Annotated in this window: 13 protein-coding genes, 1 tRNA gene and 1 pseudogene; 6 read left to right on the forward strand and 9 right to left on the reverse strand. The window is 70.7% G+C overall.

What is annotated here, in order from left to right; translation table 11 throughout:
• Positions 1–1,412 (reverse strand): winged helix-turn-helix domain-containing protein (locus OZN99_RS15080; protein ID WP_270936070.1); only part of this gene is annotated, 1,412 nt, incomplete at its 3' end.
• Positions 1,413–1,732: 320 nt separating this feature from the next.
• On the opposite strand from OZN99_RS15080, the pseudogene OZN99_RS15085 reads away from it, so the two are divergent.
• Positions 1,733–1,950 (forward strand): annotated as a pseudogene (locus OZN99_RS15085) (transposase); the annotation flags it as partial.
• A 188-nt stretch (positions 1,951–2,138) separates the two neighbouring features.
• On the opposite strand, the gene OZN99_RS15090 reads toward OZN99_RS15085, so the two are convergent.
• Positions 2,139–2,753, reverse strand: coding sequence for a hypothetical protein (locus OZN99_RS15090; RefSeq protein ID WP_270936071.1), 615 nt, complete (start codon positions 2,751–2,753; stop codon positions 2,139–2,141).
• A gap of 155 nt (positions 2,754–2,908) precedes the next feature.
• On the opposite strand from OZN99_RS15090, the gene OZN99_RS15095 reads away from it, so the two are divergent.
• A complete protein-coding gene (locus OZN99_RS15095) occupies positions 2,909–3,544 on the forward strand; it encodes a hypothetical protein (RefSeq protein ID WP_270936072.1) in 636 nt (211 codons plus the stop codon).
• Between the two features lie 79 nt (positions 3,545–3,623).
• On the opposite strand, the gene OZN99_RS15100 is transcribed toward OZN99_RS15095, so the two are convergent.
• The 3 genes from OZN99_RS15100 to OZN99_RS15110 form a co-directional block, all read right to left on the reverse strand.
• Positions 3,624–3,699: transfer RNA gene (locus OZN99_RS15100), tRNA-Glu, on the reverse strand.
• A gap of 48 nt (positions 3,700–3,747) precedes the next feature.
• Entirely contained in the window at positions 3,748–3,939 is a 192-nt protein-coding gene (locus tag OZN99_RS15105; RefSeq protein WP_270936073.1) for a DUF2256 domain-containing protein, read from the reverse strand.
• Between the two features lie 9 nt (positions 3,940–3,948).
• Positions 3,949–4,227 carry a hypothetical protein gene (locus OZN99_RS15110; protein WP_270936074.1) on the reverse strand — a complete coding sequence of 93 codons (279 nt, stop codon included), beginning with the start codon at positions 4,225–4,227 and terminating at the stop codon, positions 3,949–3,951.
• Positions 4,228–4,246: 19 nt separating this feature from the next.
• Between OZN99_RS15110 and OZN99_RS15115 the strand changes: the two genes are divergently transcribed.
• The 3 genes from OZN99_RS15115 (at position 4,247) to OZN99_RS15125 (ending at position 7,135) form a co-directional block, all read left to right on the forward strand.
• The gene (locus OZN99_RS15115) at positions 4,247–5,230 is read left to right on the forward strand and encodes an RluA family pseudouridine synthase (RefSeq protein ID WP_270936076.1); all 984 of its coding nucleotides are present in this window, start codon (positions 4,247–4,249) and stop codon (positions 5,228–5,230) included.
• A gap of 299 nt (positions 5,231–5,529) precedes the next feature.
• A complete protein-coding gene (gene rpoH / locus OZN99_RS15120; RefSeq protein ID WP_270936077.1) occupies positions 5,530–6,414 on the forward strand; it encodes an RNA polymerase sigma factor RpoH in 885 nt (294 codons plus the stop codon).
• A 199-nt stretch (positions 6,415–6,613) separates the two neighbouring features.
• Positions 6,614–7,135 carry a VOC family protein gene (locus tag OZN99_RS15125; RefSeq protein ID WP_270936078.1) on the forward strand — a complete coding sequence of 174 codons (522 nt, stop codon included), beginning with the start codon at positions 6,614–6,616 and terminating at the stop codon, positions 7,133–7,135.
• 38 nt (positions 7,136–7,173) lie between these two features.
• On the opposite strand, the gene OZN99_RS15130 is transcribed toward OZN99_RS15125, so the two are convergent.
• Both OZN99_RS15130 and OZN99_RS15135 read right to left on the reverse strand, forming a co-directional pair.
• Positions 7,174–8,607 (reverse strand): FAD-binding oxidoreductase, encoded by a 1,434-nt coding sequence (locus OZN99_RS15130; RefSeq protein ID WP_270936079.1) that lies wholly within the window; start codon positions 8,605–8,607, stop codon positions 7,174–7,176.
• A gap of 274 nt (positions 8,608–8,881) precedes the next feature.
• Positions 8,882–9,415, reverse strand: coding sequence for a GNAT family N-acetyltransferase (locus tag OZN99_RS15135; RefSeq protein ID WP_270936080.1), 534 nt, complete (start codon positions 9,413–9,415; stop codon positions 8,882–8,884).
• Between the two features lie 119 nt (positions 9,416–9,534).
• On the opposite strand from OZN99_RS15135, the gene OZN99_RS15140 reads away from it, so the two are divergent.
• Positions 9,535–10,293, forward strand: coding sequence for a hypothetical protein (locus tag OZN99_RS15140; protein WP_270936081.1), 759 nt, complete (start codon positions 9,535–9,537; stop codon positions 10,291–10,293).
• A gap of 10 nt (positions 10,294–10,303) precedes the next feature.
• On the opposite strand, the gene OZN99_RS15145 is transcribed toward OZN99_RS15140, so the two are convergent.
• Together OZN99_RS15145 and OZN99_RS15150 are read right to left on the reverse strand one after the other, a co-directional pair.
• Positions 10,304–10,678 carry a cupin domain-containing protein gene (locus OZN99_RS15145; protein WP_270936082.1) on the reverse strand — a complete coding sequence of 125 codons (375 nt, stop codon included), beginning with the start codon at positions 10,676–10,678 and terminating at the stop codon, positions 10,304–10,306.
• Positions 10,679–10,831: 153 nt separating this feature from the next.
• Entirely contained in the window at positions 10,832–12,121 is a 1,290-nt protein-coding gene (locus OZN99_RS15150; RefSeq protein WP_270936083.1) for an adenylosuccinate synthase, read from the reverse strand.
• Positions 12,122–12,303: the final 182 nt, after the last annotated feature.

Raw genomic sequence — 12,303 nt, forward strand, 5'->3', positions numbered from 1 at the left:
GCAAAGGTCGCGGAAGCCGCCGCCAGGTCGCCCGCGCCGACCTGCGCGATCGCCGCCAGCACCAGCGGCGGCGCGGCGTTCGCCATGCCGAGCAGCGCCGCCTGCGCCGAGGCCGTCGCCCCCACATAGTCGCGCGCGGCGAACTGCGCGAAACCCAGCGCGCAAAGCATCTCGTTACGCGCGGGGTCACGCGGGCTGCGGCGCAGCGCGGCCTCCGCGAGCGGCACGCCGCGCGCAGGCTCGCCGTGAAGCGCCTCGTTCAGGCTGAGCCAGGCCAACGTGACCGCGCAGTTCGGATTGAGGTCATGCGCATGCCGCAGCGCCGCCAGGCCCGCGGCCTGGTCCTGCGCCATGAAGGCCAGCAGGCCCTTTTGCCGCCAGGCGTGGTGGTCCTGCGCATCCAGCCCGATCGCCGCATCCGCCGCGTCGCGGCCGGCGGCGACGGTGGCGGCGAAGTCCTTGGTCGTGCCGTGATAGGCATGCCACCAGGCGACGGCCGCCAGCACCCGCTGCGCCAGGCCACAGGACGGGTCGGCCGTCAGCGCCTCGCGCGCCAGCGCCGCCGCGCGGTCGCGCGGTGCCGTATCGAAGGCCATCTCGCCGGCCGACATCACCGCCCATGCGGACTGCGCGAGGCCGTAGGCGCCGACGTCCGCCGGCGGCGTGCGACGCAGTCGGAGCGACTCGGCCCCATCGATCTGCGGCGCCAGTGCGGCGACGATTCCCGCGGCGATGCGCGTCTGGACGGCGAAGGGATCGTCGAGTTGCCCGTCGAAGTTCTCTGCCCAGGCATGGCCGCCCAGCGTGGCGTCGATCAGCTGCGCCGTCGCGCGCAGGCGTCCGGCGGCAATGCGCACGCTGCCCTCGACAACGTAGCGCACGCCCAGGGCCCTCGCCACGACGCGCACGTCCCGCGCCTGGCCGCGCCAGGCGAAGGCGGAATTGCGTGCCACCACGAAGAGGTCTCGGAATCGCGACAGCTCCGTCGTGACATCCTCGACGATACAGTCCGCGAGCCAGGCCCAGGCTGCGTCGTCGCCGAGATCGGCGAAGGGCAGGACCACCACGGACGGCCTGTCCGGCGGTTCCGGCTCATTCTCGACGGCTGCAGCGGCGCGCACGGCATGGCCGAACCTCAGGCCACGGCCGGGGATGGTGAGCACGGCATCGCGCCCGAGCAACTGGCGCAGCGTCGCGACCTGGACGTTCAGGTTGTTGTCGCCGACGACCACATCGCCCCAGACCGCCAGCATGACCTCGTCGCGGCCGAGGACGCGGCCGGCATTGGAGACGAGATGCAGCAGCAGGTCGTAGGCGCGCGCGCCCAGCGCCAGCGGCACGCCGCCGCGCAGCACCTGCCGCAGCGATGGCCGCAGGACGCAATCCTGGAAGTGAAAGGCTTCGACGCTCAAGGATCGCCCCCAGGGGCTCGGGTAAGGGTTGGGCTGCTGGAAGCCCCATCCCGATCGGATCTTCGTCCGACATTCGTAGTGCACGACAGATCGGGTTGCTACGGCATTGGCGGCGGGACGTCAGAGCGCCGGTGGTTGCGTCCCGGGTGGTGGTTTAGGAGAAGAGGAGTGCGGGGCGCGAAGCGAAGCCCCTGGCTGAGCGGAGCGGAGGGCCCCGGGCGGCCACCGCGGTGATCCTCGGTAGGGTTGGGTTGCTGAGAGCGACAACCCCTGACCTTGGACCGGCCACGATGACCGACGACAAGATCGCGCTTCGCGAGATGCTGGGTTGAACACCAAAGGCGTTCGACGGGCTTCGACGCCACCTTCCTTCGGGAGATGATCGGCTTCGCCGCACACCGCAACGGCTACCGCGAGCGCGACCGGCAGACCCGGGTCGGCACCGTCGAGCTGGTCGGACGCAGTGCGTCGGGCCCCGTCACTCCGGCGCGGCTCCTATTCTCCGGCCTTCCTCGAGCCCCGCCGGACGGCGGAGAAGCCCGGCGCGACGCCAGCCGACCGGGAGCGGCTTGAACGGCTGCGCGCGCGGCTGCTCGGCGCGCGCAAGCTGGTGTTGTCCAGCGAGGAAATTGAATGGCTCGACGGGCTGTGGCGGGCGGCGCACGGCGCCTGAGAACAAGAGGGTAAGCCAACCGATTTCGGATTAACTGGATGCGGCCGAAGCGGCTACTTCGGTTGCCCTTGCAGCGGTCGCGGTGGCGCTACGGCGTTCGTGTCAAACGGCGTTCGGACGGCTGCGCCGTCGAAAGGGCGCCTCCCGCCCGCCATACGATTGATGCAGGCCAACATCGCACTTGTTGCCGCGTTGCTTCCGGTCAGATTGATGCGCCAGCTTCCTTCGTTGCCAGTGTGAAAAACTAGCCTCCCTTCACTGGCGAGCCGAAATGCGCTCCAGAAATTTTCCGATCCTCTTGCAGAAAAAGCGATTTGCACATTGGCCGGCAAGTTGCCTCTGCGCGGATACCCTCTCGCATTGAGCGGTGCAGAGCGGTAGGTTCCGCCGAATTCAAATGCTACACGAACAGGAACTTCTTCTGGTATATTCCAGCCCTCGTCGAATACGTGGACGTCAAAGCCGGCCGCCCCTTCGAAATACTTGATGTGTAGCGATCTCTCTCGGCCTTCTGAGGATATCCCGCAAACGGGAGTGCCGTTGTTGCTTCGACCTTCGTAGGCTCGCCACAGGCCGAAGCGTCCTATCTCGTAGGTCTGCGCTTGCGCAGTCGCGCAGGAGGCAAGCGCAACAAGGATGGCTGTTAAACCACGCTTGACAGCACGCATCGCCCGACCGCCCCGCTCCCAACCTTTTCGTCACGAAATGGTATCGTCTTGGCCTAGAGAGTAAAGCGGCTAAGGCACGCTTGCCCGAGCCAAGATCGCGCATGGGGACATCATTGGGGGGCTTCGGATCAGGAAGATTAGGGTGGCGAGCGACGGTGGAGGGCTGCCGGTCCCTCGTGCTGGACGTGAACGCGATCATGCGCGCGGTCCATGCCGCGCCCGGCTGGCGACCGATGGCGCCTGGCGACGCCGCGAAGGTCGGCCCGATCCGCTGGTTCTGGACGCGGCGTGGCGAGGCAGAGCCATGGGCCGAGGTTTGCATCACGCTCGACCTGCGGGCCGACAGGGGGCACGCCCGGCTGCAATTCGACGTGGATCATGCGAGCCGCCGCACCGGCCCACAGAACCAGCGCGTGGACCTGCTGACAACGCCGTGCCGCTTCGGCGGCGTGCGGTGGTGGTGGCAGTGCCCGGCGACCGGCCGGCGCTGCGCCAAGCTGTATCTGCCGAACGGCGGGACGCTGTTCCTGAGCCGCGGGCCGGGCGCCTATCGGCTTGCCTATGCCTCGCAGAACGGCAGCGCGCTGGACCGCAGCCATGCCCGCCTGGCGCGGCTGCATCGTCGCCTGGGTGGGCAATACGACCACGCTGACGCGCCACTGCCCCACCGGCCGAAATGGATGCGGCGCCAGACCTACGAACGCCTATGGGCCGAATGGGAGGCGCAGATGGAGCGGCACGACGAGGTGTGGCTGGCGGGTGTGGCGCGGCTCCTGGCGCGGGCGGACTGAACGGCCACCGCCGGACGAGCAATATTGGACCCTGTATTGGACCCTGCCCAACCACCACCGACTAACGCTTTGAAAAAGCTGGCGTCCCATAGGGGATTCGAACCCCTGTTGCCGCCGTGAGAGGGCGGTGTCCTAGGCCTCTAGACGAATGGGACCCAAGGCCTTCCGCCGATGGCACAGGCCCCGGCGGCGAGGCGCGCTGTTTAGTCCCGGCGGGCCGCGGGATCAAGCCGGGCGTGACGGCTATTCCTCGCCGCGTCGCGCCGACCCGTGCGACACGCGTCAGAACAGTGCCGGACCGCCTCCCAGTCCCGCGCCCATTTTCGCCGCCAGGCGAAAGGCCGCCCGCAGGACACGCACGGCTTCTCCGGCAGATGCGGCTTGCGATGCGCCATGCCCGCGCCTCACTCCGCCGCCCGCAACTCGCCCAGCACGCGGCCGCGCCGCGGATCGACCAGCAGCACCCGTTCCCCGTCCGGCCGCGCCACCAGCACCGCCAGGCGGCCCTCGCTCGGCGCCACGCCCAGGATCCGCGTCCCGGCCGGCTGGCCGAGATGCCGCTGGCCGAGCGAGGCGGACTCGTCGCCACCCCCGACCCGCTGGACGATCGCCACCGCCAGGCCCACGGTGCCGAGCACGATCAACACCCCCATCACCCCGACAAGCCACTTGAGCGCCGCCACCCCACCCCCCGCCGGATCCATGCCCGAGGCCGAGCTGCGCGAGGCCGTCGCGCCGCCCGAGGCGGCCGGCACCCGCGCCGACCGTTTCCTCGCCGGCGCCCTTGAGGGCCTTTCGCGGTCCCGGGTCAAGGCGCTGATCGAAGCCGGCCTCGCCAGCCGCGACGGCGCGACGCTGACCGACCCGGCCGAATCGGTGCGCGCCGGGGCCCGCTACGCCATCCGCATCCCGCCCGCCGTCGCCGCCGCGCCCACGCCGCAGGCGATCCCGCTGGCCATCCTGTTCGAGGATCGCGACCTGATCGTGATCGACAAGCCGGCTGGGCTTGTTGTGCACCCCGCGCCGGGCAACCAGGACGGCACGCTGGTCAATGCCGTGCTGGCCCATGCCGGGGAGGAACTGTCCGGCATCGGCGGAGAGGCGCGGCCGGGGATCGTCCACCGCCTCGACAAGGACACCTCCGGCGTCATGGTCGTGGCGAAGACGGAGCGCGCGCACACCGCGCTCTCCGCCGCCTTCGCCAGCCGCGACCTGGACCGGGAATACCTGGCCCTGGCCTGGGGACTGCCCGCCGCCAGCGCGGGGCAGGTCGAGGCGCCGATCGGCCGCCACCCCACCGACCGCAAGCGCATGGCGGTGGTTGCCCGGGGCGGCAAGCCGGCGCTGACAAGCTGGCGGCTGGAGCGCGGCTACGGCGCGGCCGCCAGCCTGCTGCGCTGCCGGCTGGCCACCGGGCGCACCCATCAAATCCGCGTTCACCTGGCCCATATCGGCCATCCGATCGTCGGCGACCCGGTCTATCTGCGCCGCACCCCGGCCGCGGCGCGGCTGCTGCCGGAGGGACTGCGCGACGCGCTGCTGGCCTTCCCGCGGCAGGCCCTGCATGCCGAGAGCCTCGGATTCCGCCATCCCGTCACCGGCCAGGCGCTGTCCTTCCGCGCCCCGCCCCCGCCCGACATGGCCGCCCTTCTGGCCAGGCTGGAGGCCACGGTGCCCGGCCGGTGACGCCGGGCATGTGACCAAAGGTTACAGGACGTAAACCGACCTTGCAGGTCGGTTTTTCTGGACCTCCCCCTTCAATTGCGCTATACGAATGCCAACCACGCTGGAAGGGTGCCGCTTGCACCCTGCCTGCCCGGGACCGCAACGGTCCCGCGGACAAGATGCCCCCGACCATCCTCTCCCCGTCGTGACCGGGGGGAGCGGAGCCGGGGAGGGCCCGGAAGGCGTTGGCGGACCACGAAGGCCGCACCTGACCCCGCCGTCACGGGGGGTGAAGGGCGGCGCAGGAGGCAGATGCCCTTATGGCTTCCAGCATGTCCATTCCGATGGCCCCGGAGGGCAACCTCGCTCGCTACCTCCAGGAAATTCGGAAGTTCCCGATGCTCACCGCCGAGGAAGAGTACCAGCTCTCCAAGCGGTGGAAGGACGAAGGCGACGAGCAGGCCGCCCACAAGCTGGTCACGTCGCATCTGCGACTCGTCGCGAAGATCGCCATGGGCTACCGCGGCTACGGGCTGCCGGTCGGTGAGCTGATCTCCGAAGGCAATGTCGGCATGATGCAGGCGGTGAAGCGGTTCGACCCGGACCGCGGCTTTCGCCTGGCCACCTACGCCATGTGGTGGATCCGCGCCGCCATCCAGGAATACATCCTGCACAGCTGGTCGCTCGTGAAGATGGGCACGACCGCCGCGCAGAAGAAGCTGTTCTTCAACCTGCGCCGCCTCAAGGGCCAGATGAGCGCGCTGGAGGAAGGCGACCTCAAGCCCGAGCAGGTCGAGAAGATCGCCAAGGCGCTGCAGGTCCCCGAGCAGGACGTGATCAGCATGAACCGGCGCCTCGCCTCGCCGGACAACAGCCTGAACGCCCCCGTCCGCGCCGACAGCGAGGGCGAGTGGCAGGACTGGCTGGTGGACGACAGCGAGAGCCAGGAAACCGAGCTGGCCGAGCGGCAGGACATGTCCAACCGCCGCCAGCTGCTGGGCGAGGCGCTCAAGACGCTGAACGACCGCGAGCGCCACATCCTGATCGAGCGCCGCCTGAAGGACGAGCCGACGACGCTCGAGGAGCTCTCGCAGCAGTACAACATCAGCCGCGAGCGCGTCCGCCAGATCGAGGTCCGCGCCTTCGAGAAGCTGCAGAAGAGCATGAAGACCCAGATCGTCGAGCGCAGGCTCGCGGTCGGATAAGCCTTCCCCCGCCCTCTTCTCCCTCCCCCGCCATGCGGGGGAGGGTCGGGGTGGGGGCCCGACCACCCTGTCATCACCCGCGCACCACCACTCCCCACCCGCCTCCATTCACCCCGCCAATAACCCCACCCCGTCCGGTTCCATTGGAAGCGCGCTCCCTGCCCCGCCATCTTGCCGGCAGACGCAAGGAGCCAACGCCATGTCCGCCACCCTCGACGCCCCGCGCCAAGCCCCGCCGCGCGCCACCGCGCCCACGGGCCTGCGAATCGGCCACGTCCACCTCAAGGTGGCCGACCTGGACCGCGCGCTGGCCTTCTGGCGTGACGTGATCGGGCTGGAGGAGCAGCAGCGCATGGGCAGCCAGGCGGTCTTCCTCTCCGCCGACGGCTACCACCACCACATCGCGCTCAACACCTGGGAAAGCGCCGGCGGCAGCCCGCCGCCCTTCGGCACCACCGGCCTGTTCCACGTCGCGCTGCTCTACCCCGACCGCGCCAGCCTCGCGCAGGCGCTGAAGCGCCTGGTCCAGGCCGGGTATCCGCTGGAAGGCGCCTCCGACCACGGCGTGTCGGAAGCGCTCTACCTCCGCGACCCCGACGGCAACGGGGTGGAGTTGTATCGCGACCGCCCGGCGGAGGACTGGCCGCGCGACGCCGCCGGCAACCTCGCCATGGTCACGCGCCGGCTGGACGTGAAGGCGCTGCTGGCCGAAGCGGCGTAGCGCCGCGAGCGGGAGGGGCGCTCGTCCCTCCCGCTTCGCTAGGGCCGCACCGGCACGTAGGACGCCATCTTGCCGGGGTTCAGCAGACCGTGCGGGTCCACCTCGGCCTTGAAGCCCAGCTGGTCACCCGGCACGCGCTTGTGCCGGCTGCCATCCTCCACCGTGCTGACATGCGGGTTCGCCACGGGGATGCCGGCCGCCTCATGCGCGGCGATGATCTCGTCCAGCCTGGCGCGCGCGGCCGCGTCCTCCGCGGGCAGGCGCAGCAGATGCGTGCCGTTCGCCGCCACCTCGCCCTCGTAGAGGATGAAGCAGAGGTGGATCGGCATCTCCCGCCCGCCGAAATGCCGCCAGGACCATTCCACGCAGTCCAGCAGCCGGCCGGGCACGTTGAGCATCTGGATGTAGGTCACGCTGCGATCGACCTTGCGCGCGTGCAGCGTGGTGTGCCCCCAGGCGCATTCGTACACCGGCGTCGCCTCGGGGTCGGCTTCCCGCGCGCGGCTGCCGGCCCACAGCGTCACGCGGCCCCGATGCGCGGCCATCAGCGCGGCGAAGGCAGCCTCCGCCTCGGCCGGCAGCATGGCGATCAGGATATGCGCGCCGGCCGGCACCGCGTGCTGCCCGAGCGCCAGCGGCAGGCCGATCGCCGCGGTGTCCTCCAGCACGTCGCAGAACTTCGCGCCGAGCCCGCTGCGCGCCAGCGCATCGCCCGCGCGCGCGCAATCCATGAAGTCCGCGAAAGCGACCACGGCGTCGCGCCAGTCGCGATGCGGCGCCAGCGGCACCTCCACCTCCGTCACGATGCCCGTGCTGCCATAGGTGCGGTTCACCAGGTTGCAGTCGGCGTCGCGCAGCTCCAGCACGCGGGGCGTCTCCTCCAGCGTGACCACGCGCGCGCCCTGCATGTTGCCGGGCTCCCGCAGCCCGCCCCAGAGCAGGCTGCCGATGCCGCCGGAGCCGCCGCAGAAGAAGCCGCCGAGGGTTGCCATCCGCTTGGTGGAGGGGTGGATGCGCAGCTCCGCCCCCACCGCCAGCGCGGCTTCCTCCGCGGCCATCATGCGGATGCCCGCCTGCGCGCGCAGGCCCTTCACAGGATTGGCGAAGACCACCTTGTCCAGAGCGGTCATGTCCAGCAGCACGCCGCCCTGTTCCGGCACGCCCTGGCCGTAGGTGCCAGTGCCGGCGCCGTGCAGCGTGACGGGGATGCGCAGCCGCGCGCAGGCGCCGGCCAGCGCGATCACCTCCGCCTCGTCGCGCGGGATCGCGACGACGTCGGCGGCCTTGCTGCGCAGCTGGCGGTCCAGGATCGGGCTGAACCAGAAGAAGTCGCGCGAGCGCTGGCGCACCAGGGCGCGGTCCTCGATCAGCGCCAGGCCCGGCAGGGCGGCCTTCAGCGCGGCGATGTCGTGCGGGCGGTGCGGGCTCTCGGGCATGGCGCCGATGTGGCCCGCCCCGGGCGGCCGCGGCAAGACCGATCCTGCGGGCACCGGGGCGGCCTTCCGGGCGGCCTGCCCCGCGCCGCGGCATGCCGGCCGCGCCGCTGCCCAGCGCGGCCGCAATCCGGCTGGACAGATGCGGGCGGCCTCGCTACGTTAGGAATTCGGTCTTATACAACACCGCCGCTCTTTGACCCCGTGAATCCGACCGCATCCCGTCCACCGGATGGTCCCGGGGAATTTGTCCGAAGCGTGCGACGCCCCTCCGCGCCAAAGCGGTAAAGCGGCAAAGCGATAAAGCGTGCAGTCAGCCGCGCGGCGGCGTGCGCGCCCCCTCACCGAGCGCGCGCTGCATCAGCACGCTGTCCACCCAGCGCTCGTGCTTCCAGCCGACGGCCGGCAGTATGCCCACCATCTCGAAGCCGCAGGCCCGGTGCAGCCCGATCGAGGGCGCATTGCCGGAATCGCCGATGACCGCGACCATCAGCCGCAGGCCCTGCGCCGTGCAGCGCGCCACCAGCGCCTCCAGCAGCGCCCGGCCCACGCCGCCGCCCTTCGCATCCTTGTCGACATAGACCGAGTTCTCGCAGGCGAAGCGATAGGCCGGCCGCGTGCGCCAGTGCGAGGCATAGGCATAGCCCAGCACGCGCCCGCCCTCGCCCTCCGCCACGATGTACGGAAAGCCGGCCGCGAGCACCGCGTCGCGGCGCCGCGCCAACTCCGCCGGGGCGGGCGGCTCCAGCTCGAAACTGGCCAGGCCCGTCGCGACCCAATGGCCATAGATCGCCGCGATGGCCGGGATGTCGGCCTCGCGGCAGTCGCGGATCGTCAGGGACGTCATGGCGCCAGCATGCCATCGCGCCGCATGGTCGCCAACGCGGCGCGGTGCCGCTTTCCCCCGTGACGACGCGCGGAAGCCATCGTTATCTTGGCGCAACGCCCACCGCGCCGGGAGAGCCGATGTTCACCACGAAGCTGCTACGCGCCAGCCAGCTGCAGGAGGCCGACATCCTGCTGAAATACATCCCGGCCGGAAGCTTCATCAGCAATGCGATCGGCCTGGGCCAGGCCTTCGAGGGCACCATCAAGCGCCACGGCCTGAGCGAGTTCGAGGCCACCTATGGCATCGATCCGACGCGCTTCTCCCACGCCGCGCTGGTGATGGGGCCGGACGAGATCTTCGAATTCGACGAGGGCTCCGGCATCCTCGACATCATGAAGTTCAAGGGAGCCGGCGTGGTGAACAGCTCCACGCGGGATCCCTCGCGCGCCGGCAATTCCTACCTCGTCATCCGCAGCCGCAACCGGGAGCTGGCGCGCCGCGCCTGGCGCAAGGCACTGACGGTGAAGTCCTTCGCAGCGACTTCGAAGACGGCGTCCTATGGCCTGCGCAAGCTCGCGATCCGCACGATCTTCGGCTACAAGGGCCCGTCGATGAGCGACCAGCACATCCGCGAGGAGCTGGCCAAGCTGCGCGGCGAAGAGAGCGAGTGGGGCATGACCCACCGCGCCAACTTCTTCTGCTCGCACTTCGTGACCTTCGTGTATCTCTGGGCGGCGCACGAGATGTCGAAGCTCTCGGCCGGCGGCCAGGGCTGCGAATGGCTGCTCGGCATCGACCAGTGCCGCATCTCGCCCGCCGAGCTCTGCATGCGCCTGTTCCGCGAGGGCGGCGGCAATTTCGAATGCGTCGGCGGCTTCGCCCCCTCCCTCGCGTGAGGCGCCGGCCTCAGCCGAATCCCTTGCCGGCCTTGCGATAGGCCTCGCGCGGGGGCGCGAAGATGTCGAGCACGCGGCAGCCTTCAGGGCCCGCGCGCATGGTGTGCGGCACGCCGCCCGGCGTGCGCCAGAAATCGCCCTTGCGGACCTCGATCTCCTCGCCGCCCTGGATGCGCACCGCGCTGCCCTCCAGCAGCACGCCCCACTGCTCCTCCGGGTGGTCGTGCAGCGTGCCCATCGCACCCGGCGCGATGGTGACGACGGAGAGCATCGCGTGCTCGCCCGGGAAGATGCGCGTGGTGACGCCCGGCGCGAGCTCCCGCGCCAGGCCCTGCGTCAGGTCGTCCAGGTTGTGGAACTCGTCGCGCTGGCTCGTCATCGTCATCGCTTCCTCATCGCAAGAGTCGGAGGTGGCAGTCGGCGAAGCCGGCTGAGCGCCCGAATGGGCGCCGCCGCCAGTGCGGCGAGCCAAGGCCGCGGAGCGGCCGCCCGGCGCTCGAGGGCACAAGAAGGCGGGATGATGCCGACGCAGTCGGCATCATCCCGCGAACGGGTCGCGCAGCACGATGGTGTCGTCGCGCTCGGGGCTCGTGCTCAGCAGCACCACCGGCGCCTCCACCAGCTCCTCGATCCGGCGGATATACTTCACCGCCTCGGCCGGCAGCTCCGCATAGCTGCGCGCGCCCTTGGTGGAGCCGGGCCAGCCCGGGATCTCCTCGAAGACCGGCTCGGCCGCCTCCTGCGCGGCGATCGAGGCCGGCAGGCGCTTCACCACCTCGCCGCCGATCCGGTAGCCGGTGCAGATCTTCAGCATCGGCAGCCCGTCCAGCACGTCGAGCTTGGTCAGCACCAGCCCGTCCACGCCGCCCACCTTCACGGCCTGGCGCACCATCGCGGCGTCGAACCAGCCGCAGCGGCGCGGCCGGCCCGTGACGGTGCCGAACTCCCGCCCGCGCTCGCCCAGCAGCCGGCCGGTGTCGTCGTGCAGCTCCGTCGGGAAGGGCCCGCTGCCGACGCGCGTGGTGTAGGCCTTGGCGATGCCGAGCACGTAGCCGATGCGCCCGGGCCCGACGCCCGCGCCCGCCGCCGCATTGCCCGCGACGGTGTTGGACGAGGTGACATAGGGATAGGTGCCGTGGTCCACGTCCAGCATCACGGCCTGCGCGCCCTCGAACAGCACGCGCTTGCCCTCGTGATGCGCCGCCTCCAGCCGCTCCCACACCGGCTCGGCGAAGGGCAGCAGCTTCGGCGCCAGCTCCAGCAGGCGATCCAGCAGCGCCTGCTTCTCGAAGGTCGGCGCGCCGAGGCCCTTCAGCAGCGTGTTGTGGTGCAGCAGCAGCTCGTCCAGCTTGCGCGACAGCACCTCGGGCTCCGCCAGGTCGCACAACCGGATCGCGCGGCGCGCCACCTTGTCCTCGTAGGCCGGGCCGATGCCGCGGCCGGTGGTGCCGATCTTGTTCTCGCCGCGCGCCGTCTCCCGCGCCTTGTCCAGCGCGGGGTGCAGGGGAAGGATCAGCGGCACGTTCTCCGCGATGCGCAGGTTCTCCGGCCCGACCTTCAGGCCCTGCTCCGTGACCTTGGCGATCTCCACCAGCAGGTGCTCGGGGTCCAGCACCACGCCGTTGCCGATCACGCCTAGCTTGCCGCGCACCACCCCGCTCGGCAGCAGCGACAGCTTGTAGGTCTGGTTGCCGACCACCAGCGTGTGGCCGGCATTGTGGCCACCCTGGAAGCGCACCACCACGTCGGCGCGGCTGGCCAGCCAGTCCACCACCTTGCCCTTGCCCTCGTCGCCCCACTGGGCCCCGATGACGGCGACATTCGCCATGTGGCGTTACTCCTTCACCGGACGCAGCGCGCCGGCCGCGTCGAGGATGTGCGTGCAGCGCAGGCTGGCAGGCGTGTCGGCCGCGGAGAGCTGCGCCAGCGTGGCGACGCCCTGCGCGCGCAGCGCGCGTGCCGCGGCGGCATCGGCGCCGAGCGGGACGAAGACGCGCCGGCGCGGCGCCG

This window comes from Falsiroseomonas oryzae, from assembly GCF_027856955.1.
Lineage (GTDB): Bacteria > Pseudomonadota > Alphaproteobacteria > Acetobacterales > Acetobacteraceae > Falsiroseomonas > Falsiroseomonas oryzae.